This is a genomic window from Methanomicrobium antiquum (assembly GCF_029633915.1).
Classification (GTDB): domain Archaea; phylum Halobacteriota; class Methanomicrobia; order Methanomicrobiales; family Methanomicrobiaceae; genus Methanomicrobium; species Methanomicrobium antiquum.
The window spans coordinates 1,868,716-1,894,834 of sequence record NZ_CP091092.1 but is presented as its reverse complement, the minus strand read 5'-3'; the positions used below and the strand labels follow the sequence as shown (position 1 = coordinate 1,894,834).

20 protein-coding genes and 1 tRNA gene are annotated in these 26,119 nt (G+C 36.3%); 7 read left to right on the top strand and 14 right to left on the bottom strand.

What is annotated here, in order from left to right; all coding sequences use genetic code 11:
* The first annotated feature begins 465 nt into the window (after positions 1-465).
* Positions 466-4,020 carry a tetratricopeptide repeat protein gene (locus L1994_RS09305; RefSeq protein ID WP_278099166.1) on the top strand — a complete coding sequence of 1,185 codons (3,555 nt, stop codon included), beginning with the start codon at positions 466-468 and terminating at the stop codon, positions 4,018-4,020.
* Between the two features lie 265 nt (positions 4,021-4,285).
* Here the strand turns inward: L1994_RS09305 and L1994_RS09300 are convergent, their stop codons facing one another.
* Positions 4,286-4,831, bottom strand: coding sequence for a hypothetical protein (locus L1994_RS09300; RefSeq protein ID WP_278099165.1), 546 nt, complete (start codon positions 4,829-4,831; stop codon positions 4,286-4,288).
* Positions 4,832-4,846: 15 nt separating this feature from the next.
* Positions 4,847-5,224, bottom strand: a complete 378-nt coding sequence (locus tag L1994_RS09295; RefSeq protein ID WP_278099164.1) for a tetratricopeptide repeat protein — start codon at positions 5,222-5,224, stop codon at positions 4,847-4,849.
* 613 nt (positions 5,225-5,837) lie between these two features.
* Here L1994_RS09295 and L1994_RS09290 point away from each other — a divergent pair.
* The gene (locus L1994_RS09290) at positions 5,838-7,739 is read left to right on the top strand and encodes a methyl-accepting chemotaxis protein (protein ID WP_278099163.1); all 1,902 of its coding nucleotides are present in this window, start codon (positions 5,838-5,840) and stop codon (positions 7,737-7,739) included.
* A gap of 128 nt (positions 7,740-7,867) precedes the next feature.
* Positions 7,868-10,093 (top strand): DNA helicase RecQ, encoded by a 2,226-nt coding sequence (recQ, locus tag L1994_RS09285; RefSeq protein ID WP_278099162.1) that lies wholly within the window; start codon positions 7,868-7,870, stop codon positions 10,091-10,093.
* Between the two features lie 13 nt (positions 10,094-10,106).
* Here recQ and cofH read toward each other — a convergent pair whose 3' ends face one another.
* On the bottom strand, positions 10,107-11,201 hold the full coding sequence (gene cofH / locus L1994_RS09280) for a 5-amino-6-(D-ribitylamino)uracil--L-tyrosine 4-hydroxyphenyl transferase CofH (protein WP_278099161.1): 1,095 nt from the start codon (positions 11,199-11,201) through the stop codon (positions 10,107-10,109).
* A gap of 2 nt (positions 11,202-11,203) precedes the next feature.
* On the bottom strand, positions 11,204-11,884 hold the full coding sequence (locus tag L1994_RS09275; RefSeq protein WP_278099160.1) for a S24/S26 family peptidase: 681 nt from the start codon (positions 11,882-11,884) through the stop codon (positions 11,204-11,206).
* Positions 11,885-12,493: 609 nt separating this feature from the next.
* Between L1994_RS09275 and L1994_RS09270 the strand changes: the two genes are divergently transcribed.
* Both L1994_RS09270 and L1994_RS09265 read left to right on the top strand, forming a co-directional pair.
* Positions 12,494-12,763 (top strand): NAC family transcription factor, encoded by a 270-nt coding sequence (locus L1994_RS09270; RefSeq protein WP_278099159.1) that lies wholly within the window; start codon positions 12,494-12,496, stop codon positions 12,761-12,763.
* A 278-nt stretch (positions 12,764-13,041) separates the two neighbouring features.
* Positions 13,042-14,553: a PAS domain-containing protein gene (locus tag L1994_RS09265; protein ID WP_278099158.1), complete on the top strand. Its 1,512-nt coding sequence runs from the start codon at positions 13,042-13,044 to the stop codon at positions 14,551-14,553.
* 154 nt (positions 14,554-14,707) lie between these two features.
* Here L1994_RS09265 and L1994_RS09260 read toward each other — a convergent pair.
* Both L1994_RS09260 and L1994_RS09255 read right to left on the bottom strand, forming a co-directional pair.
* Positions 14,708-14,780, bottom strand: a tRNA-Gln gene (locus tag L1994_RS09260).
* Positions 14,781-15,316: 536 nt separating this feature from the next.
* Positions 15,317-16,099, bottom strand: a complete 783-nt coding sequence (locus L1994_RS09255) for a hypothetical protein (protein WP_278099157.1) — start codon at positions 16,097-16,099, stop codon at positions 15,317-15,319.
* Between the two features lie 227 nt (positions 16,100-16,326).
* Here L1994_RS09255 and L1994_RS09250 point away from each other — a divergent pair, with 227 nt between their 5' ends.
* Positions 16,327-17,166, top strand: a complete 840-nt coding sequence (locus tag L1994_RS09250; RefSeq protein WP_278099156.1) for an alpha/beta fold hydrolase — start codon at positions 16,327-16,329, stop codon at positions 17,164-17,166.
* 49 nt (positions 17,167-17,215) lie between these two features.
* Here the strand turns inward: L1994_RS09250 and L1994_RS09245 are convergent, their stop codons facing one another.
* The 3 genes from L1994_RS09245 to L1994_RS09235 all read right to left on the bottom strand — a co-directional run bounded on the left by L1994_RS09245 (position 17,216) and on the right by L1994_RS09235 (position 19,946).
* Entirely contained in the window at positions 17,216-18,181 is a 966-nt protein-coding gene (locus L1994_RS09245) for a PAS domain S-box protein (protein ID WP_278099155.1), read from the bottom strand.
* A gap of 170 nt (positions 18,182-18,351) precedes the next feature.
* On the bottom strand, positions 18,352-18,903 hold the full coding sequence (locus L1994_RS09240; RefSeq protein ID WP_278099154.1) for a DUF7504 family protein: 552 nt from the start codon (positions 18,901-18,903) through the stop codon (positions 18,352-18,354).
* A 14-nt stretch (positions 18,904-18,917) separates the two neighbouring features.
* Positions 18,918-19,946 carry a PAS domain-containing protein gene (locus L1994_RS09235; RefSeq protein WP_278099153.1) on the bottom strand — a complete coding sequence of 343 codons (1,029 nt, stop codon included), beginning with the start codon at positions 19,944-19,946 and terminating at the stop codon, positions 18,918-18,920.
* A gap of 208 nt (positions 19,947-20,154) precedes the next feature.
* Between L1994_RS09235 and L1994_RS09230 the strand changes: the two genes are divergently transcribed.
* Positions 20,155-21,615: a HEAT repeat domain-containing protein gene (locus L1994_RS09230; RefSeq protein WP_278099152.1), complete on the top strand. Its 1,461-nt coding sequence runs from the start codon at positions 20,155-20,157 to the stop codon at positions 21,613-21,615.
* Between the two features lie 47 nt (positions 21,616-21,662).
* On the opposite strand, the gene L1994_RS09225 is transcribed toward L1994_RS09230, so the two are convergent.
* The 5 genes from L1994_RS09225 to mfnA all read right to left on the bottom strand — a co-directional run bounded on the left by L1994_RS09225 (position 21,663) and on the right by mfnA (position 26,113).
* Positions 21,663-22,841: an MFS transporter gene (locus tag L1994_RS09225; protein ID WP_278099151.1), complete on the bottom strand. Its 1,179-nt coding sequence runs from the start codon at positions 22,839-22,841 to the stop codon at positions 21,663-21,665.
* 8 nt (positions 22,842-22,849) lie between these two features.
* Positions 22,850-23,410 (bottom strand): METTL5 family protein, encoded by a 561-nt coding sequence (locus L1994_RS09220; protein ID WP_278099150.1) that lies wholly within the window; start codon positions 23,408-23,410, stop codon positions 22,850-22,852.
* Between the two features lie 118 nt (positions 23,411-23,528).
* Positions 23,529-24,476: a diphthamide biosynthesis enzyme Dph2 gene (dph2, locus tag L1994_RS09215; protein WP_278099149.1), complete on the bottom strand. Its 948-nt coding sequence runs from the start codon at positions 24,474-24,476 to the stop codon at positions 23,529-23,531.
* Positions 24,454-25,005, bottom strand: coding sequence for a hypoxanthine/guanine phosphoribosyltransferase (gene hpt / locus L1994_RS09210; RefSeq protein WP_278099148.1), 552 nt, complete (start codon positions 25,003-25,005; stop codon positions 24,454-24,456). The genes dph2 and hpt overlap by 23 nt, the downstream gene beginning before the upstream one ends.
* 10 nt (positions 25,006-25,015) lie before the next feature.
* Complete coding sequence (mfnA, locus tag L1994_RS09205) at positions 25,016-26,113, bottom strand: tyrosine decarboxylase MfnA (protein WP_278099147.1); 1,098 nt, start codon at positions 26,111-26,113, stop codon at positions 25,016-25,018.
* Positions 26,114-26,119: the final 6 nt, after the last annotated feature.

Here is a 26,119-nt window from a genome sequence, read left to right as displayed (position 1 = left end):
CCATGAAACAAAAGAAACAAAGAAACAAAGAAACAAAGAAACAAAGAAACAAAGAAATAAAATAAACAAAAGGAACAAAGAAACAAAATAAACAAAAGGAACAAAGAAACAAAAGGAACAAAGAAACAAAATAAACAAAAGAAACAAAGAAATAAAATAAACAAAAGGAACAAAGAAACAAAATAAACAAAAGAAACAAAATAGGCAAATAAGTTAAAAAAAAACAGTTGTGAAATTTTTCATGCACTGTTTTATGTAATCACAATGTGATTTATTGTAAGAATCAAACCTTTGATATTGTAGTGATAATAACAATTTGGAAATATTTTTTTTAAAAATAATATATGTGTCAAGAATGAATCATCTTGTTATTAAACTAAGAAAGATTCTTCAATAAGTGTAAATGAGTGTAAAAATATATATACAATCTAATTTGCAACATTAACAAGGTTTTATCCAATTCTGATGATTAAAATGGCAGAGATTACAATAAAACAATATTACGAAGGAGAAGAGGGCTTTCTTATTCCATCCGAGTATACAATATCTTTCAACTCTGCAGAAAAAAGTGATTTGTCCGGCCTTTTTGGAAAATATAAAGCCCTTTATGTTGACGCAGGCGAAAATTCTGTTGATGTAAGGGTTCCTGAAGATCCTGCATTAATTCATGTTGTCCTAAATGAGATCGATGAGATGCTTTCCTGGGCAAAAAGCATTGATGGTGATTTTTCAGATTCGTCCAAAGATATAATATGTTCTTTTTCTGAGGAAACAGTAGAAGATGATAAATCTTTAGAATATTATCCTGTTGATGATGAAATCAGAATGAGTTTCAGCAGTGATGAAGAAAAATCTTTGGAAAGTGGGAACTTTTCAGAAGAATTTTCAGACGGTTCTATTGTAGATGAATCTATTATAAATGAATCTTCAAAGGAATCATTTTCTGAGAGCGGCTTTTCAGAGGAGAATTTAGAAAATCCTGATGATGACCCGGATTATGATTATCTGAGCCTGGAGCAGGAACCAATTGAAGCCTCCGAAGGCCCTGTTCCTGACTTAAGCGAACTTGATGATTCTTTAGAGAGTGAATTATCTCCCTTTGGTGATGAATTATCCTCCAGTGATGATGAATTAGCTTCAGAATTATCACCTGATGCTGAAGAAGTAGTTATTGATGAAGGTGTAATTACTCCGGATTTCACTCCTGACTTAAGTGAGCTTGACGATTCTTTAGAGAGTGAATTATCTCCCTTTGGTGATGAATTATCCTCCAGTGATGATGAATTAGCTTCAGAATTATCACCTGATGCTGAAGAAGTAGTTATTGATGAAGGTGTAATTACTCCGGACTTCACTCCTGACTTAAGTGAGCTTGATGATTCTTTAGAGAGTGAATTATCTCCCTTTGGTGATGAATTATCCTCCAGTGATGATGAATTAGCTTCAGAATTATCACCTGATGCTGAAGAAGTAGTTATTGATGAAGGTGTAATTACTCCTGACTTTACTCCTGACTTAAGTGAGCTTGATGATTCTTTAGAGAGTGAATTATCTCCCTTTGGTGATGAACTATCCTCCAGTGATGATGAATTAGCTTTAGAATTATCACCTGATGCTGAAGAAGTAGTTATTGATGAAGGTGTAATTACTCCTGACTTTACTCCTGACTTAAGTGAGCTTGACGATTCTTTAGAGAGTGAATTATCTTCCTTTGATGATGAATTATCGTCTGAATTCTCAGATTTATCTGAATATTCTGAATTGCCCTCTGAAGAATCAGATTTGGAGTTTTCAGGTTTAACAGAACTTGAGAATTCAGACTCTATGCCGGAGACAGAGGAAGAATTCAGTGAATCATACTGGCTTGAAAAAGCAGATGAATTAAAGTCTGAAAATAATTATGAAGGTGCACTAGAGGCATATCAAAAAGTCCTTGACATAAATCCCCACTGTATCGTGGCTTTATTAAGTCGTGCCTCAGTGTTTGCCGACATAAAAAAATATAATGAAGCTGTTGCTGATTTCTTAAAGGCAGGTGGAATTGAGACTTTGGAGTCTGATTATCTTGCAAAATATGCCCGTTCACAGGCGGCTCTGGCCAATTCAAACGAAGCTCTTATTGCTTATGAAAAGATCCTGTCTGAATCGCCGGATGACACAAAAGCACTCCTGGAAGTGTTTTCTCTTCTTAAAGAATCTGAAAGATTTAAAGATGCAAAGGATACAATTCAAAAGCTGATTGAGCTAAAACCGTCAGATTACACCTTGTGGTATGAAAAAGCTCTTTTGAATGAGACTTTATTAAACATCGAAGAAGCCGTTACAGATTATGATAAAACACTCTTATTCAATGAAGATTTCACACAGGCCTGGGTTAGAAAGGCACTGCTTTTGGTAAAGCTTAACCGTCATTCTGATGCCCTGGTCTGTTATGAAAGGCTCGTCAATCAAAATCCGGAAAATGCAGGACTTTGGTACTCACGGGGCCTTGTCCAGAGAGTTGTTGGTCAATATGATGAAGCTCTTCATTCATTTGAAGTTGCAATTGCACTGGCACCGGATGATATAGACGCAAAGCATGAAAGGGCACGTGTGCTTGCAGTGCTTGAAAGATATGATGAGGCTCTTTCAGATTATCAGGATATTCTCTCATCCGGTGTTGATGACTACATAATTTATTGTGAAATTGGTGCAATTCAGTTAAAATCAGAGCTTTATGAGGAAGCCCTGAAAAATTATGATCTGGCTTTGACATACAATCCTGAAGACATAAGAGCACTGGCAGGAAAAGCCAGATGTGAAAAGCTGACAAAAAGATTTGATGATGCGAAAATTGACTATGAAAGCATTGTAAAAAGGGATTCAAAAAATATCGAGGCTCTGCTTTCATTAGGAGAAATTTATGAATCCACAGGTCAGTATGAAAAAGCCCTGTCTTCATATAATATGGCTTTGGAGGTCGAAAAAGGCCTGGATGAAGGGTTGACCGGAAAAGTACGCTGTCTGATAAATCTTGGCAGGTATAAGGAGTCATTGCCACTATATGATCTGCTAATTGTAAAATCACCAGATGATGCAGGGCTTATTGCAGGAAAAGGCACTGTTTTGGAAAAATTAGAACATTTTGAAGAAGCAGTTGTTTTGTATCAGACTGCAGTCAGGATTGACCCGCATAATTCTGGAAATATCCTCTCTCTTATAACACTCCTGTCTGATATGGAGAGGTATTCTGAGACTATTGGATATTATGAAATGCTGATTGAGATGATACCGGAGGATGCAGGCCTTCTGACATCAAAAGGAATGGCTCATTATGCGGCAGGTCAGTATGAAAAGGCAGTTTCAACCTTTAAAACTGTTTCAAAACTAAAGCCCGATGATCCTGAGAGTCTTTTAAATACAGGCCTTGCATTCATAAAACTCGGGATGCATAAGCAGGCACTGTCCTGTTATATGAATACAATAGATATTGACCCTGAATATGGAAATGTATGGGCTAAAAACGGAATTGATGCAACTTACTTCTTGGAAAGAAAGGAAACTTCCAAAATTCCGCGTGAATCCTTTAAAAGATTCGGTCTGCCTGAAAAGGCTAAGAGCAGTCTGAATAATAGTGAAATAAGGGTGAAAGATGATTACCCGGATGATTACACAGACGAATCTGATATGGGGAATGTTGCATTTGATGAATCAGCATCAAATCGGGAAAAAATTTTATATACTATAAATGAGACTGACAAACCAACGTCCAAACAGTTAAATGATCCTGAATATCTCTTCTCAAAGGGTCTTGTTTTCATAAAGAAGGGATATTATGATGCCGCGAAGAAATGCTTTGAAAAGTCTTTTTCTTTGGATTCTGAAAATGCCGAGTGTTTGTTCACTCTTGGTGTTTTATATGGTCAAACCGGTGTATATGAGAAAGCTCTTGAATGCTTTGAAAAGACTCTTGCGCTTGAACCGGAGCATGAGGGTGCATTAAAGGCAAGAAAGAAAGCATTGAACTCAATTATTGCCTGATTTTATGTTTATCTGAGTTTTTTGGTTGCCGGAAATCAGGCAACTGAGAAGTATTAAAAAACGAAAGATCAAACAAGGACAAAAAATCAAACAAAAGAGAATAAACAAAAAAAGCAGGGTAATAATGAAAATAATATTATCCTGTAAGTTTTTTATTATGTACAGCTGATTTTCAACTGTTCAATTATTATCTGTATCTGTGTTTTGAGGATTTTTAAAGACAATAATTCAAGTCAATAAATTAATTTTTTATCTTCGTCTTCCTTTATTTCCAAAACATCCATTTTGGCTTTTCTATCATTTCAGATTCATAATCATCTGCGTCTGATCTGCTGTTTTTGCTTTCAAGAGCCGCCGGTTTTATTGCAGACTGAAGTGCAGCACTGTGAGCCGCGGCCTGAGCCTGAAGATGATCAATCATATGTGTCAGATCATTTATCCTTTCATCTTTTGATGATGCAATCTGATCTGTTGTTGTGATGCTTATTGCTTCAATTCTTGAAATACTCTCCTTTAAATCATCGATTCTTTGATCCTTTTCTGAGATTAATTTGCTGTATGTATTTTTAAGTTCCTTTTGAGTTTCAACTTCTTCTTTAAGATTGTTTATTTCATTTTCTAAAACTTCAATAGTATTCATCCAGTCTTCCGAAGAAGACTTTGAGTCATAAGAATCGTTTTCCAAAGAGGTATTCTCAAAATAACCGGCGATTATATCTTTAATCCATTCACCTTTTTTTATATTGAGCGTATCTGCGGCATTCTCAATTTTTGCGCCGAGTTCATCTTCAACATTGATAATAATCCTCATTTTACATTACCGCCTTCATAAATTTCTTTTATTGTTCATCTCATTTGAAATGTTTTGGTTGACGCAAACCTCTGGTTTTCCGGGCTTTAATTCAAGAGCTTTTTTAAAACATTCTTTTGCCTCATCAAATCTGTTTAAGACAGAAAGAGCAACGCCCATGTTGTTAAACGCCGCCGCATTTTCAGGGTTTAATTCTAATGTTTTTTCAAAGCTTGAAATCGCATCTTCTGTTCTTTTTACATGAAAAAGTGCAATACCTTTTTTAAACCATATTACAGGCTCATTTTCATCCAGTAAAAGTGCTTTGTCAAAGCAATACAAAGCTTTTTCATGCATGTTGGATTCACTAAGGGACAATCCCTTGTTAAACCAGTAACTGACACTCACTTTCATGTTAATCTCCAAATGCATAAATTCCCTTTCTGAAATATCGCAGACAATAATTTACCATCAGACAATAATTTACTATTTGTGTTGCGATTGATATAATCATCTGTTTGCATCTGCAATCCTGCTATTGATGTTAGAAAATCATTCAGATATTTAAATCCATTTTTATATGAGTCGATGTCTATATAATTATATTCTTAAATATTGTAATTGTGCATATTATTGAAAAACAAAAGGATTATACTGATAAAATAAGCATTTTTTCACAATTTATAAAAATTTATTTAACTGATCTTTTATTAGAATAGTTTGTTTATTGAATAATTTATCATTTGAATAATTTTTTATTAGAATAGCTTGTTTATTGAATAATTTATCATTTGAATTTTTTTGGATTGTAATTATTCTGCCTGAAAAAATTCCAAAAAACATTCATGAAACTAATTTTTCATGCAGTGTTTCATGAAAATCAGATTTGGTTTTCATGGTGAATAAAAAAATTCAGTACCAAATAGAAAACTTTTGTTAAGAATAAAATATTATTATTGTCTGTTAAACTAATAGCGTTAAAGAACAATGTCAAAATATTTTATCAAATTTGTTGAGATGAGAATAAATGAGCATTGAGAAAATAAACAGGGTTCTTAAAAGGGCTCTTGAGGGAGATACTTCTGTCAGGGTTGATGAAAGAGATGCAGGTCCTGAATTGAAAAATCTTGCACAGACTGTAAATACAGTAATTGAAAAGCTTGAGCATGCAGATGATAGTGAAGTCTTTAAAAAACGCATGTTCTCTTTTGTGAAATTCAATCCGCAGGCAATAGCTGTATTGGGTCCTGATAAGAAAAGAATTGATTTAAACAAAGAATATGAACGCGCCTGGCGTGGAAGCTATGAAGAGCTGATGAATAAAAAACTCTATGACTTCGATATAAAAATTACCGGTGGAGATGATTTCTATGCTTCCTACAACACAAGGAAGAATGCACAGACTGACATGGAAATATCATGGCCGGACAATACAAAGACATATCTGAGACTTTTCCAGACTCCGATTTTAAACGATTCGGGCGAAATAGATATCAATTATTATATTTATCAGGATTTAACTGCTGAAAACGCTCTTAACAGTTATCTGAATCATGAGATTGACAAAATTTCAGATAATATAGAAAAAATCTCCAAAGGCAATCTTGAACTTGATTTGTCTGTCTCTGATGCAGATGAAAATACCAAAGATGCCAGAGAGCTGATTTTTAAGATTTCGTCCAGTCTTTCAAAAGCAAAATCTGCAATTGAAAATCTGGTTTCAGATGCAGAACTTTTGTCAGACGCCGCAATAAGTGGAAATCTCCGTGAAAGAACTGATGTAAAAAGGCATGAGGGTCATTTCAGGGGAGTAATGGAAGGCTTTAACCAGACTTTAGATATCATATCAGGACCTTTAAATGAATCTATGAGAGTCATCAGCTGTTATGCAGAAAATGATTACATTGCACGATTTTCTGATGAAGTGCCAGTAAGCGGGGATTTTGCTGAATTCAAAAAATCGATAAACGAACTTGGTGACAGACTGGTTTATGTAATAGATGAGGTTCAAAAAGCGGTTGTTAATGTAACTGTTGGAACATCAGAGGCAAGCAAAGGTTCAGATGAGGTTGCCAAGGCAACCGAGCAGGTTGCAATGACAAGCCAGAAATGCGCTGATCTGAGCAGATCGGTTCTTTCAAAGATGGAAAATATTCAAAGGCAGATATCAGATCTTTCAGCATCAAACGAAGAGATTGCCGCAACTTCTCAGGATGTTTTGAAAAACGCTGAAGATATGACCACAAAGGGCAACGATGCACAGGTGCTTGGAAATGATGCAAACGACAAAATGGAGTCTGTCAGGAGTATAACCAAAAGAAGCGTTGATGAAATAAACGATCTAAACGAGCAGATAAAAGAGATAAACAAGATTGTGAAGATGATTAACGATATCACCGGACAGATTAATCTCCTCTCCTTAAATGCCGCAATAGAGGCCGCACGTGCAGGTGAGCATGGACGCGGATTTGCAGTCGTTGCAGGAGAGGTCAAAAACCTTGCCGGCGATGCAAGAAAAGCAACAGATCATATTGAAAAAGTAATAACATCAATTCAGAAGAACAGCCGTGATACTGCAGATGCAATTCTGTCTGCCAATGAAGGTGTCTTAAGTGCTGTTGGAAGCGTTGATGCAACAATTACCGCATTAAATGAAATTGTGGGGCAGTCTCAGCAGGTCACATCAAATATGAGCGAGATTGCACGGGCTATTGAAAACCAGGCCCAGATTGCAAATGTGGTAGTGAATGCGACTGATGACGGTGCAAGAGAGACCGGAGAGAATTTAAGAGAAGTTGAGGAGTTAGCAGCCCTTGCCCAGGAGACCAGTGCATCTGTTGAGGAGATTGGAAGCGCAATTCATGAGGTTAATGAGATGGCCGGCATTTTAAAGGACAATATGAGCCGTTTTAAGATTGACAAACAATAATTCAAGCATTAACTCAAACATTAATTCAAACAATATTACAGAAAAATAAAATAAAAATTCAATTTTTTTCTCATCTTTTTAGTTTTCTTTTTGCATTATCAGATACAAACATTACAATACAACTATCCATGCATGAGGTTTCAGACACAATACCGGCAGGCAGTCTTTCTGCTGAATCAGCGCTTTCAAAATATTTTGGCTACAATTCTTTGTATCCCTATCAAAAAGAGATAATTGATTCTGTGACAAACGGGCGTGACGTACTGGCAGTCATAGCAACAGGAGGTGGAAAATCAATATGTTATCAGCTTCCGGCACTTTTGATGGACGGAATCGCAGTCGTTGTATCACCTCTTATTTCGCTTATGAAAGATCAGGTTGACTCACTGGTAACAGCCGGTGTTTCCGCAGGATTTTTAAACAGTACTCAGGATTATTCAGATTATACAAAGACTGTTGGTGCAATGGTCAGTGGCAGTCTGGATATTGTTTATGTATCGCCTGAAAGAGCTGTTACACCTTCTTTTATATCAACTCTGAAACGTTGCAGAATCTCACTTCTGGCAGTCGATGAGGCTCACTGCATCTCACAGTGGGGTCATGAATTCAGGCCTGAATACAGGCGGCTTGCATCACTAAAAAAAGAATTTCCACAAATACCTGTAATTGCTCTGACTGCAACGGCAACACCGGTTGTGAGAACTGATATTATAAAACAGCTAAATCTTAAAGATCCGCTATTTTATGTTGGTAGTTTTTACAGGAAAAATTTAAAATATACTGTTATTCCAAAAAAGGATGCTTTTGGTCAGATTGTTTCATATATCAAAAAAAGACGTTCTGACGATTCCGGAATTATTTACTGTCAGAGTAGAAAAGGTGTTGAGGATATCTCAAAAAAGTTAGGTTCTGCCGGAATCTACGCACTTCCCTATCATGCAGGGCTTTCCAAGCAGGTCCGTGAAAAAACTCAGGACAAATTCATAAAGGACAACGTGCCTGTAATTGTTGCAACGGTTGCATTCGGAATGGGAATAAACAAGCCTGATGTCAGGTATGTGATTCATTATGATCTTCCTGACAGTCCTGAAAATTATTATCAGGAGACGGGAAGAGCAGGACGTGACGGTCTTTTATCTGACTGCCTTTTGTTTTATTCCAGAGGTGACAGGGCAAAGGTTGAATATTTTATCAACCGGATGAACGCCGGCAGGCAAAAGACTTCAGCTCTTAAAAAGCTTGATGCTATAACTGATTTTTGCGAGAGCACAGAGTGTCGCGTTAAGATGTTTCTTGATTATTTCGGCGAGGACACAACTGGATTTGCCTGCGGAAGATGCGACAACTGTTTAAATCCTTCAGAGCCATTTGACGGAACAGATATTGCGAAAAAGATAATCAGGTGTATTCAGTCTCTTGAGGTCTCCTTTGGAATAGGATACATTGCTGATGTTCTAAGAGGATCTAAGAGCAAAAAGATAAAAGAGAAGGGCCATGAAAAATCACCATATTTTGGCACAGGAAAGACATTTTCAAAGGATGAACTGGAGTCCTACATTAAAGAGATAATGAGAGGCGGCTTTTTGTCGCGTGAGGGAAGCCGCTATCCTGTAGTTGTATTAAATGAAAAAAGCATGGATGTTCTTTCAGGAAAAGTCCGTGTCACACTTATACGTTTTAAGGATAAAAAATCAAAAGAAAAAAGATCTAAAAAGAGTGTTAGTAAAACCTCCCCACAGGAATTATCTGATGGCAGGATGCGTGATTGTGACAATTTCCTCTATGAGAGGCTTAAAACAGTCAGAAAGAGAATTGCGGATGAGAAGAAAATTCCGCCTTACATGGTTTTATCAATTGCATCTTTAGCTGAACTTGCATCTAAGCGGCCGAAAACAAAGACCGGTCTTTTAAGCATAAAGGGAATCGGAGATCACAAAGCAGGAGAATTTGGAAAGCTCTTTTTGGATGAAATATCATCGTTTGAGAGTGAAAAATCAAATGCAGGCCTTTATGCATCTTCCGGTAATGAAAGCAAAACTTCAGTTCGGGAAAAGAGCAGTGATGCAACCTACCGGATGTATGCAAAAGGAATGACAATAAGTCAGATTGCAAAAGAAAGGGAGCTTACTGAAGAGACTATTGCGGTTCACATTGAAGAAAAAATTAGAGAGGGTGCAGAAATAGATTTGGATGATTTGGTCTCTGAAAAAAATCAGGAAGCTGTCTTTTCTTCTCTTAAAAATTATGGAGATATATCGATAAAGGATATAAAAAGCCTGACAGACGGAAGGATATCTGTCAGTGAAATAAGGTTTGTGAAGGCTTTTTTTGAGAGAAATCAGAATAAAATCTGAATTTTGTTAATTTTTATCCAATAAGCTCATATCTTGTTGTTCTCTGCCGGAGTACCCTTCCAATATCCTCAGTGACTCTTTTCATCTCTTCAGGGTCAAAATAATCCGAACCGTCTCCGCCGGCGTCAATTGAAACTTCGTCAGCAAACATTGTCCCGCCATAGTCGTTTCCGCCTGCCAAAAGACCAAGCTGTGTGAATTTCAGGCCTACTTTTCCCCATGAAATCTGAATATTGTCGAAGTTGTCCAAAAAAAGCCGTGCTGTTGCAAAAAACAAAAGATCAGTTCTTCCTGTCGCACCTGCCGGTGCAAGACCTCTTTCATAAAGCCTTGTATTCTGGTAAAGATAAGGAAGAGGCACAAGCTCTGTAAAGCCTCCTGTCTCATCCTGAATATCCCTTAAGACCGAAAGGTGCTCTGCCCTGTCTTTTTCTGTATCAACAGATCCGTACATTATAGTGGAAGTTGATTTAAGTCCTAAAGAATGAGCCTCCTTTATTATCCGCGACCACTCCTTAGTGGATACTTTTGACGGACATATTACTTTTCTGACGCTGTCAACAAGAATCTCGGCGCCTGTTCCCTGAAGTGTTCCAAGCCCTGCGGCAACAACACGTTCAAGAACTTCCTTTGTTGTGATGCCGTCCATCTTCGCCGCATGAGATATTTCATCAGGACTCATTGTATGAATGTCAACGCCCGGGAACTCCTCTGTAATCCATCCAAGTATATTTTCATAGTTTTGGGTTGCAAAATCAGGATGAACGCCGGATAAAAGACAGATTTCTGTGACCTTTCTTTCTTTTGCAAGCCTTGCCGCATTTCGGACAAAGTCCTCTTTGTAAAGGTAGGCTTCACTGTCGGATTTAGGCTTTCCAAAGGCACAAAAATGGCAGAGGTTTCTGCAGATATTTGTTATATGGATATTTTGGTTTCTGACATATGTGACAACATCTCCAACCTTTTTTTCACGTATTTCATCTGCTGTACGGGCTACATCCCAAATCTGCCTGTCTTTTATTTTCATCAGGCTTTCAGCTTCCTCTACTGTGAGCCTGTGCCCGTTTAAAGTATCATTTAATAGAATCTTTATGTCATTTCTGCTCATTTTCAGTTATCTCCGCGTCTTCTCAGGTATAATTCATGAATTATCATTATTGCTATAAGAATGACTGCAAATTCAAAGAGATGAAGAGGTGCATATCCAAGATATGGCACAGAAAAAAGCGCTTTTCCAATTATCCATTCGCTTTTGACCGGCTTTATTACACCAATTCCTGATATGCCGGATAACTGGTCATATACATTGTTGTTATCTCCTTTTGTTATGTATCCGCTGTTTGTCAAAGGGTTTGATTCATTGCTTTCATACCATCCGTAAGCACGGTGGATGATTGGGTGAACACTGTCATCGCCGTTTGGCCGGTATATTATGACATCTCCAAATACAGAGTTTCCCTGTTTGTCAGGATAATTGTTGAATTTAGCATATCCTGATGAAAGGCCGTCTTCCCATGTCTGAAGGTCACCGTATCTGTCTGCAGACACAACAAATACGAGGTCTCCAATGTTCATATTAGGAACCATGCTCTCTGATTCAACTGCAACAACGGCAGGCCATGTGCCTGACACCAAAATAAGTAAAAGCGCAATTATGCCTACAGCGCCTAAAACCAATAATATGTCGCGTATAAAGCTAACAGCTGAATCTTCACTATTTAAAAATTTATCCAGCGGGTTTTTTTGTTCTTTTTTAGGTTTATCTTTTGAATTTTGTTTTGCGCTTTTCATATTATCGTATCTTTTAGGTTTGTATTACTGAATAGAAAGGTTTTGCTGATTTTAATGATTTCTATTGAGATTTTTTTCATAATTTTTTCATTTTAGTGTCTGCAAAAAGGGATGGAATAAGACCTTATTTATGGTGAAATATGATATTGAACCAGATTATCTGATTTAAGATGGAGTTAAAGAAGAGGTTTTTTTTAAATTTTGAAAAATTTCTGCTAATAATTTTCACAAAATAAATTTTTCATTCAAAGTTTCATGTTGCTTTTTGTAGGTAATAATGTGATTCGCAATGAAAGTCTAAAATCCCTGATAGACTTATCATCACTTTTTTGTGTGATGAAAAAAGCTTATCATGTGCGTTTGCTATGAAAGTTACTTTGTAACTTACATGAAACCGGTGCATGAAATATAATTTCATGGACGTTTTCATGGTAAATCTGAAAAAAAATGCATGTCTGAAGTGCCTGTCTGTTAACTAAAGACTTCACTACAGGCTAAACTACAGTTTTAAATACATGCTGAATTACAAAGTTAACTACAGATTTTTAACTACAGATTTAAATGCAGATTGGTATAATAATTAAAAAACAGGGAATTTGGTGAACGGCAATGAGTGAAAAAGATGGGGATTACTGCACAGTATGCGGAGGAATAGTTCCATCCGGAAATGATGTAAGACAGATAGATGTTGATGGAAAGGTGACAGGAATAAACAAGCTTGACTTCATCTTCTCAGAGGTTAAAAAGTTAAATCTGACGTCTGAGAATGAAATAGAAGAAGAGATTATGAAAAGAGCAACTGTTCTTAATTATATTCCGACTAAAAAAAAGGATTCATATGCAAAGGCTTTGATTGAAGAATACAAAAAAAGTGTATAAAATCTACAATTCAATAAAAACGTCCATGAAATTACATTTTATACAACGGTTTCATCTAAGTTAAGAAGTAAATTTCATGTAATTTTTTTTTAAAAAAGGTAAAAATATTTTGAAAAGGCAAAGAATCTCTGATTTTTTTTATCTTTGCCTGTCATATGAAAAAGCAATATATATCTCTAAAACAAATAGCAAAAAATCCGGCGGGTAAATTTTCATGAGGAGGTATAACAATAACATATCCTGAATATATCAGAAAAAATCCTGTAATTGGTGCATTTTTGGTATGTATTCTGGTAATTTTTTTATTACTTCCAATATGGCATTATGGCTGTCTGGTTTACAGTGAAAAACTAATAAGCGATCATAAAGAAACTCTGCATCATGAATTTTCTTTTTACAGCAATTCCATTACTTATTCAATAAACGAAAAAATAGGGCTCATTGATGGTGTTTATTCATTTGTTGTTGCTGAGATTGATAATAACAAACTGGATTCCAGATTCAATATTTTTGCAAAAACTCTTTTGTCAGGCCATTCTGAATTAAATTTCATAGGTGTTGCACCTGATGGTGTCTATACATATATATATCCGGAATCAGGGAATGAGTTTTTTTTAAACTATAATTTTTTTAATGATCCAAGCCCTGCAATTGTCAGACAGAATGAATATCTTTTAAATGGGAAGCCTTTTGTCCTCAGAGGTCCTGTAAAAAATCATCTGGGAAAAGATGAAATTATCATAACTAAGGCTGTTTTCCTAAACGGCACATCCGATGACGGTGATTTCTGGGGTTTTGTGTCATTGTCAGTTGATCTTCCAAAAATCTATGATCAAAGTGGCATGTTTAAAATTCATGGATATAACGTAGCTATGAAAAACGATGATTATGGTGTTTTTTATGGTAATGAGTCTGTATTTGATAATTCCCCCGGATTATATGAGATGACTATAGGCAATGAAATCTGGACATTTGCAATTGCACCTGAAAACGGATGGATGGGTTTTGTTGAGGATAAAATGTCGCCTTTCAGACAGACCACCTTGTTTTTTGTAATTTTTATAGGTATCCTGTCAGGTTATACAGTTTATAGTCATATGTGGCTTAACAGGGCTTTTAGAAAAAGAACTGATGAACTTGAAAAAGCTGAAGATGAACTTTTGCTAAAAAATCTTGCAATAGATTCATCGGTAAGTCCTGTTGTGATATCTGATGAATCCGGAAGGATTGTTTATATGAATAAAGCCGCACAAAATCAGTGGAATATTGATGAAAAGGCTGCAAAAATGAGAGAAATCTCATCGTTAATACAAAACACTGAGTTTTTATCAGATTTTTTTAAAGATAAAACTATTGAGGAGAAAGAAAAATCAGACAGCCGTACAGGTGAGGTTTTGGGGTTACGCGATGACGGCTCATCATTTTATGGAATCGGCTCAGTTTCGGAAGTCAGAGATAAAAAAGGCATATTCCATGGCGTTCACTGTTCGTTTGTTGATATCACAGCAGAAAAGGAATCAAGGATCCGTGAATTTGAGGCATTAAAGCAGATTGAAAAAAATCTTTTGAGACTTGCGGCTTTAAATGACGAGATAAGAAATCCTCTTGCAGTAATTGTTGGCTATGCATCTATGATTTCCGGAGAATATTCAGAAAAAATTTTGGATCAGGCAGGAATTATTGACAGGCTCATAAATGAACTTGATCAAAGCTGGGTGGAATCTGAAAAAATCAGGGAATATCTAAGAAAATATTATGAGATTGATACTGATGAATCTGAAAAATCCTGATATGAGTTTTACATGAAATATAATTTCATGGACGTTTTCATTGAAAATAATTATATCCTAATTTTATTTCATTCAATTTCATAATTAAGAATCAGGAGGATTCTTCTTCTTAAAAACCATGAATTAATAATTTCATTAAAAAGAGGTCTTTTTATACCCCCGGGCGGATTCGAACCGCCGTCACCGGCTCCAAAGGCCGGTATGATTGACCACTACACTACGGGGGTATGGGATATAAGATAATTTGTTTGCTTCTATAAATCAGACCTGATTACTATGAAATCGTTTAGAAAATATCCGGTCTGATATGAATTTCTATGAAACTAAATTGTTAATTACATCTATTTTTTAATGTAAACATTTGTTTCATGAACTTTTTTAGTTAAATTGTGCCTTACTATATTTGGCCGATTAGATATTAATATTACCACATAAACAAATCCTTTGGATCTCTTTTTATGCATTCATTTTCCCTTTTGCCAATGTCATTAACTTTCGTGAATCTGTAGTCTTTTGATTAGTTATGAAAGTCTAAAATCCCTGATATACTTGTCATCAGTTTTTGTGTGATGAAAAACGCTTATCATGCATTTTTCACATGGAAGTAATTTCGTAGCTTTCATGAAGCTGTTGCATGAAATATAATTTCATGAAAGTCTTTAATTAAGCGATTTACCATGAAAATCACTTTGTGATTTACATGTAACTATTGCATGAAACCTTAGTTTCATGAACGTTTTTTATCATCAGATATTTTAAATCCTCAAATGTAATGAACTTCTTTTAAGGAATAAGTTTCAAAGATTTTTTTATAGTCGGATTCCAAAACAGGAGAATCAGGTGTGGTTTTCAAGGGGTCAAGAACGTACCACTCTTCATCTTCTTTTACCTCTGCAATTTTATGATTGTAGCCCGAAATTTCTATAATTCTGGTTTGCATTCCCAGAGTTTTGTTTGAGATGTATGCAACAGCACGGGCAAATTCACTACAGTTTCCTCTTTTGTCTGTAACTGTTAATTTTTCAAGGCCCTGATAATAAAAAAGGTAAATATGAAGGAATGAATTCATTTTTAAGACAATATTATCCTCATACAAACAACGGACAGGCACCGGGATTCTAATATCATTTTGAGATGATGAGAAAGAATCAAGATATTTTTTTGAGATGTTCCACGCTTTTGCAATCTTTGTGTCTCCTGATGTTTTTTCATCTTTTGTAAAATCAAAGTAATTTTTTTCAACCAGACCATATTCATACTCAATAAATGAAATGAATGTCAGTTGCGGAATTATCCAGAGAAGAAAAACCAGAATTATTACCGGAGTCAGACTCGTTTTTTTAAGGAAAAAACGAAAAATAAAGAATAATGATAATATTGTCAGAGCAGTTATTTCCAGGAAGACTGATAATGGCAAAATGTGGAATTTACCATATATTATCTGGATGTGTTTCAGTAGAAAGACAGCATATGCTAAAAATACAATAACTGCTAATAGCGGCAGTATACAGGTCGCATATTTAATTATATGAGGATTTATCTTCATAAAATACCTCAGTTTTTTAGATCTCAGTTTTTAGCGTTGTTTTGTTTTTAGCCTCTTTATCTTTTGTATGGTCTTAATTATTTTCGTGATTTGCAGTTGTCAGGAGAAAAACAATATTTGTCAGGATAACAACAGAAAAAACAACAGATAAATAATTATTAAACAGATGGAAATAAACTCTGTTTCAGAGGATTAATATGAAAAAGTATATTTCTTTAATTTTTTTTATGCTGGTTTTGGTTTTCTCAGTCTTTGCAGGAGGATGCACATCAGAATCAGAATCAGAATTGCCTGTGCAAACAATCTCACAAACCCCCATGTCAGAGATTTCCATTATTTCATATGAAAAAACGCCTGTTTCGTATCTTGATCTTTCTTATAATGTAAGCCTTGCATACCGTGAATTTGGAAAACCTGATTCAGAACCTCTTTTGATGATAATAGGATTTGGTGGGACAATGGATTCGTGGAATACGACATTTATCAGTCTTCTTTCTGAAAATTATCATGTTTATATCTATGATCACCGGGATATGGGTGAAAGTTCAAAAACACTAAGTAATTTTACCATATATGATCTCTCTGACGATGCGGCAAATCTTATAACAGGCCTCGGATATGACAGCATGAATACCTATAGCGTTTCGATGGGATCAACAGTTGCACAACAGCTTTTAATCTCACACCCGGAGAAGGTCAGGAAGGCTGTTTTATCATCTGCGACATACAGCGTTTTAATTCCAAAGACCGAAGTACTCCATGGACTTATTGAGGATGCACTAACAAATCCCGACTCTTCAGAAGGCGTTGTTAAGGAGGCTGTTGCAAATCTCGGATATCCGGGATGTTATGATAATCTCTCATCAATAAAAAATGATATAATGCTGATTACAGGAACAGAGGATATTATAACACCGCAGTCGGTGGCAGTTTTAATTGCAGACAGGATTAACGGCTCATGGCTTGTAAGATTCAAAGGCATCCCTCATATGGGATCAAGTTATGCACCTTATGAATATGCAGAAATTACGAAGATATTTCTGGAGATGAATGAAACTCCGACTTAAATTTTTATAATTAATACTTTTCAGGTTTTAAGAGAAATTTTTCTCTCTCTTATTCTCTTTTTAAGTAATTTCTTAATTCTTCTGGTATTTCCGTATGCTTTTCAGCAACAGCCTGCTCAATTTCCTTTAAATTTTTCAAAATTTCCTCCATGTGCTTCTCCTGTACTGAAAGAGTAGTGATAAAATATTCAGGGTTTATTGTTTTATCATTTAAATCCTTTTTAAGCTCTGTAAGATTGTTTTTTACAAGACTTACCGGATTTCTTATGCGAAGGGTTGCTTCACGAATGTACCCAAGCAGTGTTGCCTCAGCCTCTTTTATCTTTGAAATATCGATGAAACATTCTATTAAAAATTCATTATCGCCAATCTGCATTGCTGTTGCTGTTTTTAAAATTGGAATTTCTTTTCCATCTTTTGAAAGGGCAATGCGTTCGGCATTTTCAATTTTTAAGCTTTTATTTCTTATAGGACAGTTTCCGGCCAGTGTCGGGCAGATTAATTTGTGACAGACATGTCCTAAAACCTCACTCTCTGAAAAACCTGTTATCTTTAAGGCTTCAGGATTAATTGAGATTATTTTGTTGTCCTCTGGATTTATCAGAACAATTCCTGCCTGGACATTTTCCCAGACTGCCCTGTAAAGCATCTCTGATTCTTTAATTTTTTTCCTCTGATTTTTAATTGTCATCGAAAGAATGGCTGTTACTGATGAGATTCCTGTAAATATAAGGCATCGTAGTAGTGCTTCCAAACAAATCTGCAGATTATGAAAGCTTAGAATATAGACTAATACCAGATAAAATGCACAGAGAAAAATTGTATAGACAATCGCTTTTTTTGTGAACCAGTATGCCGCCAGGATTATTGGTATGTAATAAAAGTGTGTAAAAACCACCTGGACGTTTACTGAAAGAGAAAAAAACGTAATGATTAAAGTAAAAACAGTTAAAATTACCAGAACAAATAGCTTTACCGGAATAGTCTGATATTTTTCAGGCAGATAAATGTCCATTAAAAGTTATATCACATCTTATGCGTTTAATAGTTTTTATTGTACAATTTAATAACGAATTGCAGGATTATTTAGTCGTTTATGATAAAGTGACTTGTGACAAATTGACTTATGAAAAAGTGAATTGTGGTAAAAATATGTTAAAACCGGTTTGATGGAGTTTTTTAGAGTTAGCCGGTTTCTTCTACAACATCGTCAACAAAGGATCTTATCTGTGAGTATAAAAGAGGATCCAGCCCTCCTTCAACAGCCAAAAATGTGCAGTTCTCTTCGATCTGCCTTATTTTGCTTGAAATAATATGAACAAACTGGGAAATTTTAACAGAAGGAAGATAGATAAGCATCGTGCTGATTGAATCAATGAGAATTAATATTCTTTTCCCATTGTTTCTTTTGAGCATCTCAGATATTGCTATGCTTAAGTTTGTAAGATCTGAAGGGGTATTGAGGAATATGTGTCTGTCATCGGGGGAGACTGATTTTGGGCCTGTTGAAAATTTTGAAATTGCGTCTATAAAGTAGATTTCTGAAGTATCCAAATCATTTTGAAGGTAGAGTTTTTCAAGAATTGATGCAGGAAAATTAATGGTGGTCACTATTGGTGTGTAACCTCTGTCCTGTGCCTCTTTTATGATTGATGTGTTGCTCTCTCTTATTTTTTGAGGATCTGAAAAGAACAAAATGACTTTTGAAATATTTTGTTCATCTGGTGTAGTCTCCATTCCTGTAAAATCTCCTATTCATTTAAAAATCTGGTGTGTTCGTCAGGGAGATCTTTTTGTTTAGCCGCAATCTCTTTTTTTAATTCTTTTAAATTGTCATAGATTTGACCTGCGTTTGATATTTGAACATCAAGAAGAAGTTCTAAATCATGAGAGTCTAATTTTCCTGATATGAGTAGTTCTTTTATGTCAGAGAGATTTCGTTTTATTATCTCTACGGGTTTTTCAAGCCGCATTGTACCTTCTGTTACATAATGTAAAAGTTCCTGTTCTGCTTTTCTTTGAGGAGTGAGGTTGTTTGCAATAAAGGAATTTCCTATGACAACTCCTCTTTCATCATACATAGGCTGAAAACTGATTGAGACATCAATTTTCTCACCTGACTTTGCAACCATTTTTGATTCAAATCTTGGTACCTTTTCTCCGGCTCTTATTTTCTCTTTAATTTCTTCATAATGCGGTATTCCTTCTTTTGTGATAAGAATTCGTGCATTTTTTCCTATAATCTCCTCTTCTGTGTAACCAAAAATTTCCTCTGCACCCAAATTCCAGTATTTGATAGTATCATCCAAAAGGACACTTGCCATTGCATCGAGAGTGTTTTCTATTAATCCAACCAGATTTGTTTTTGCGGCGTCAAGACGAACAATATTATCAATATCTTTTATAAAATGAATTGCTCCGACAACATCTTCCTCTCCATTGATTAAAGGATCAATAGTCACCAAAGACCATTTGCCATCAATATTGGCCTTATATGTCTCTCTTTCTTTGGATCTCATAGACCGGACGAAAGGACACCCTTCTATAAAATCATTTAATTTATGAACTAATTCATAGCAGTGATGCCCTTTGATATCTGAGACACTCATTTTAAGGAAATCTTCGCATGCAGTGTTGCATAAAAGAATTTCCCCTTCTGTTGAAAGAATAAAGAGTGGATCTGAAATTGCATTAATAATCATATCTGTAATCATATCCGGTGATTCAGACTGGTTTTTTGTCCAAAACCTAAGATTTGCAGAACTAATTTTGTTTCTCATCAAAATCCCCATATTCCATATATTTGTTTTCTATATGTTTCATTAGATTTAAATTTCTCAATGAAAAACATTACCCTTAAATCTGGTGCAAAAGAGATATTATTATCTGTTCTGCAAAAAGATGATGAATGAACTAAGCCAAACCAATTCAGGATGCAAAAAAATATTTGACAGATAAAAGGGATTATATCCGGAATTTGCACAAAATATGAGCGGAAAAAATACAGACAAAATTAAAGTATTTGTTTTGATTGCGTACTTTATTGTTGTCGCGATACTCGCGGCGTATTCGTATACGTCTGAAAGTGGTGAGGTGGGCTTTATACTTGCAAGGCTTACACCCCATCTTGTTTATATTCCGCTTGTTTTAACTGCTCTTTGGTATCCGCAGGAAAAATTTGCGCATTTACTGATATTTTTAATAATTATTGCAATATTCATATTTGGATTTTTGATTTGCGGGTGGTGTCTTGATGTAATTTTCACATTATTCACATCTTTTATTTACCTGTGGGTTTATTTTGCAATTCTTTATGTACCTTCATGGAAAGGGCCCCTGGAAACTGAAGTCAATAATGCCGATGATTTTGGCGGTATGGATAAAGTATCAGATTATGCAAAAGATAATACTAAAAAAACACCAGGTTTAGAAAATTCAAAAAGTGAAACAAGTGAGCCTCTTATCACTGTGAAATCTACATCCTTATCTGAAAATTTATCTGATTTATGTGATTCATCTGGTTCATCCATACCTTTTGATTCATCCGGGAATATAATGACCTCAGATATTGCAGGAAAGCCTGAAATAAATGCCGGAGGCGATAAATTTATTGTACATACTGCAGGCTCTGCGGCATTAAAGAGCAGTGATTTGACTGAATCTGAAAGTATATCTTCTGATCAGATTATCTCTCTGATTAATTCCTTCAAAGTAAGAGATCGAGAAATTATCTCTCAGACATTTCGTGCTCTTGAATCAATAGGTCCTTTTGCAGAGCCTTATCTTATCTCAGCGCTTCAAAATCCAAATCTTCCGGTAAGGGAAAATTCTGCCGGAATGCTTGGAATATTAAAATCGCCTGATTCAATATGCTCTCTTATTGATGCAATGGATGACGAGTCCAAAAAGATGCACAATGCATGTGTACAGGCCCTTGCAAAGATAGGTGAACCTGCCATTGCACCCCTTTTTGAAGCGATGTTTGACGAAAAATGGAGGATTCGTGCCGGAAGCTGTGCCGCTTTGAGAATAATCGGTGTAAAAGGCGGTATGTCTGACATTGCCTCACTTCTGCAGGATGATATTCATTATGTCAGAAAAGAATCTGCAAAATCGCTTGGAAGAATTGGAGATGAGTCGGTTGTGGATGATTTATGTGAAGCATTAAATGACAATTCACGCGGAGTCAAACTGGCTGTTGTAAACGCACTTGGACGAATAAAAAGTGAAAGATCAATAGAGCCTCTTTTAAGCCTTTTTAAAACTGAAAAGGACTGTCAGGTAAGAGAAAGAATTGTACATGCTTTTGGCCGGATTGGAGGGGAAAAGGCATACGAAGCGCTAAAGTATGCCGCAGTTGACTTTGATCCTGAAATAAGAAGCACTGCAAAAGATTATCTTTTTGGGTACGGCTTTTCAATAAAAAAACCGGATGAGAAAAAAAGTTAAACCAATAAAAAAATTATTTTTATATTTCATTCAATTTTATATTTTATTCATACATCTATGTTTTTCTTAAAACTCTTCCAGGGATATGGAACAAGCATGAAGAATACAAGTGCTATTACAATTGGAATTACCAGAAGTGAGAGAGCGAATAAAACACCTGACATATCTGCAATATATCCTGTAAATGCAACACCAATACCCCCGGCGCCAACACCAAGACCAAGCATAAGTCCGGAGACTGTGCCTGTTCCTTTTGGTGCAATCTCATGTGACATTGCGACAGTTACTGAAAACGTTGACCAGAGGAAGTAGCCAAAGACTATTAAAGATAAAACAGAGATCCAGCCTTTTGTTATTATAAACAGGATGAATGGCCCGATTGATGCTAAAAGACCAAAAAGGGTGTATTCTTTTCTTCCGTATTTATCAGAGAGTGATGCACCTATGACCTGCCCGAATACACCGGCGATTAGAACCGCAGATGTTATAATGTTTGCAAAAATCAAGCTGAATCCCTCTCCTGTAAGGTATGTCGGAAGATATGCAACAGATGCGAAGATTACCCATGATCTAAATGACGATCCGACAACAAGAAGTGTAATTGGAAGGTATGGGAATTTTTTATTGTCCTGTGCGGATTCCTCTTCCGGTTTTAAAACAGTTTTCCGGTTGAAATTTTGAGGAAGAACTTTTAGAAGAATAACTGCCATTAAAAGTCCGGGAATGAAAAGAAGTGCAAGGCCGTTTAATCCGTAAAAACCAACTGCAAGTCCTGCAAGTAAAGGACCGATTGCAAAGCCCAAATTACCTCCGACAACGAAATATGATGTAAGTTTGCCTCTGTTGGCACCTTTAGCAAGCCGGCTTACAAGGCCAAGAGCGCTTGGGTGGAAAAAAGCATGCCCTAATGCCGCTCCAACTCCAAAGAGAAGAATCATCCAGTAGTTTCCCTGAACAAATCCAACAAACGACATGAAAAATGCACAAAACATGATTGATACCGGCACAGGTATGCTTATTCCCTTATTGTCATACAGCCACCCGATAAAAGGCTGGGTGAAAGATGACGTAAGGTTGTAAACTGTAACCAACAGTCCTGCTAAAAAGTATGAATAACCGTTTTGAAGGATTAAAAGCGGCAGAATCGCCGGAAGAACAGGTGAGTAAATATCGTTTACAACATGCGATGCTGAAAGGCCCAGAATTGAGCGTGTATTATCCTCCATTTTATCACTTATAACTTTACCATCCGCACTATTTCAACATCGATGAAGGCACACTCCTTTGTGTGATGTGAAAATGTGTGTTTTATTGGATAACTGCAGGTAAAAACATCGGTAATTTCTGCTCTTTTCTTTGTATAAGCCTTTAAAAAAGCAAGACTTCCTTTATTAAATATTGAGTACACAACATCAGCACAATCAAGAGCCGCGTCAATAAATGGTCTGTCTGCATGAACATTTTGTGCACCAAACGGCGGATTCATAACAACTGTGTCAAAGTGCCGGTGATTAAAGTTCTTTATGTCAGAGACAAAAAAATCAACTTCAAGAGACAGACTTTCAGCATTCTTCTTTGCTGTTTCAACTGCAAAAAAATCTATGTCTATTCCTAAAACATAGTCTGCATCAAGCAGTTTCGCACCGATTGCAAGTGCACCTGTACCGCACCCCGGGTCAAAGACAGAAAGTCCTTTAATGTCGCCTTTAAGCATTGCGTCATACAAAAGCCTTGCGCCAACAACTGCAGGTGTTTTGTACTGCTCAAGAGAACAGTCGGGGTTTTTGAAATCCAAAAGCCCTTCAAGTTTTATCTCAAGTGTTCGAAGTTTGATATGAAATCACCCCGTTTTGTAATGTATTTAATAGAAGAATAAATATTGCATATTTTAAATACTGCATAGATACTTATCTTTAGACAATTTCATCAATCTCGAAGTCTTCCCAGTTGCGAAGACCCAAAACTATCTCAAATTCCGCTGGTGAAAGCACAGGACGCGGATACCTTGCCTGATCATCGTATGCAAGACGAGGACATGCCGTATTTACATAAGCGTCAAATCCTAAATTTAGAAGTGCATCGGGTGTTATCTCAAAAAGAGAGATTAGATATGCCTTATCTGAGAGTGAACAGAGCCTTTTTGCAAGCTCATATCTTTTCTGCCCGGATTTTTTGCTTAAAATTATTCCAAAGTTCCCGGCATTTCTTGCTTTTTCAATCTTTGCAAACCTCTGCCTTAATAGTTTGTCAGAGTCAACCGCTTCTGCTATTTTCATAAATGGATCGAATGCAACAACTCTTGCGCCGGTTGCAAGAGAAACTCCGAGAGGATGAAAAACGCCTGTTCCGATAAAGAGTATCTCCTCACACTCTGTATTTCTTGCGGCCTCATAACTGCATCCTAAAATCTGACCTGGATAGGGCGTTCTTTTACTGCCTTTTGCAATAACAGCCTCAATTCCATTGGATTTTAAAAATTCTTTTGCTTTTTCAAGTTCATGCACATGCTGAATTGTTGTAACAAGGCCGGTTTTTTTTGTTTTTAAAAGGGGCAAAACAGCTTCAAGTGAACTGATTTCGATATCCTGACTTATGAATTCATAGAGGACGTTTTTTGTATCATCTACAGGTGCATGTCCGTAATGGATTAAACAATCGCATTCACTAATAAGAGATGTGTCAAGGTCACATGCACCCCAACAGGGATCACCTGATATTATAACATCATAACCTCTTATTTTCAGTTCATCTGCAAAAGCGTATGCTTCACGCTTCAAACCTTCAGGAAACTGAAGACCTATCTTTTTTGCACCTGTTTTTTCAAGCCTTAAAAAAAGATCAGAATTTTGTATCTTTAACATTTACACCGGATTTTGTAACTTCAATCTCAACAAGGTATTTGTATGGCCTTCCTATGTCACATTCGCCTCTTTTGATTACAACCAAAACGTCTGAAACCTCAGCACCCTTATCAGCAAGACCTTTTAGAATAGCCTTCATCGTTCCGCCGGTTGAGAACACATCATCGATAACAACTACTCTGTCGCCTTTTTCGATACCGTTTAAGTAAAGCTCTCCTTTTGAGTATCCGGTTGTCTGATGAAGGGCAACTTCTCCTGAAAGCTGATATTCCCTCTTTCTGATGATTGTAAGAGGAAGATCTGTCATCAGTGAAAGTGCAACGCCGATGTGTATTCCCATTGCTTCTGCAACTACAATTTTGTCAACGCCCTTTAGGTCAAGCGCCCTGAGCATCAAAACCGCAACTTCTCTTAAAAGTGCAGGTTCAACAATCGGGACACCGTCTGATATCGGATGAATAAAATAATTATATTCGCCCCTTTTTACAATAGGGCAGGTTTTTAGTGATTCTACAAGTTTGTTAAACATAATATTCCTCTTAGTTCTGCATTGATTCTGCGTCTTTTAAAAATTCATCAATTATATCTTCTGTTATATGAGGCATGCAGACTGTTCTCAAATGACCATAACGTGTCCTTGAAACCTGCCAGCCTTTTGGTGTATCCTCGCACAAAAACGATGCTACATTTACACAGGGCTCTGCGGCAACAGGATACCCCAGTTTTTTCATGCCAAAAATCAGCTTATTGTTGTTTTTCATACACCTGCTGACAATCTCTTCCATTCCTTCTTCACCTAAATATTCAAGGACTGCAAAAGCCGCCGCAACCGACCCTCCTGGTCTTGTTCCGCAGAGTGTGCACTCCTTTTTAACAGTAAGGTAAGGCGTGTCAACCTCTGTTGATTTAAAAACAGATGAATCACGAACCAAAAGACAGCCTGCCGGAATTGTTGACATTCCCATCTTGTGAGGATCAACCGATATGCTTGAAACGCCCGGAAGTTTAAAGTCAAAATCAGGTTTTTCATCGATAAATGGAAGAACAAGACCTCCAAATGCGGCATCTACATGGAGAAAAATATCTCTTTCAAGAGCAATTTCCGAAAGATAAGATATCGGGTCTAAGACACCGTATTCAGTTGTTCCGGCGACTCCTACCAGACATACTGTGTTTTTATCAATACACTCCTCAATTTTTTCTTCGTCCATCTGATAGTTTTTATCAGAAGGAACACTTCTTAGCTCAAGCGAGAGTATTTCGCATGCTTTTTCAAAAGAAAAATGGGCAGATTCCGGAACAACAACATTTGGATTTTTTAAGTTTTTAATCTCTCTTGCAATGCGAAGAGCCTGAATGTTTGACTCTGTTCCTCCTGTTGTTGCATATCCTCCCGCAGATTTATGATGGAGAAGAACCCCTAGCCTTTCAACCAAAAGTGCCTCAATCGAGGCTGTCCCCATGAAAAGTCCGGGGTCTCCGAGATTTGTCTCAATAAACATATTATGTGCTTTTACCGCAACAGGATGCGGAATTGTGCACATTGAACTTAGGACTTTTTCGTATTTTCGGTCCTTTAATCTTGCTGAAGAGAGAAAAGAGAAGAGTTCTTCTTCAGAACAACCCTTTTTTTGCATTTTATA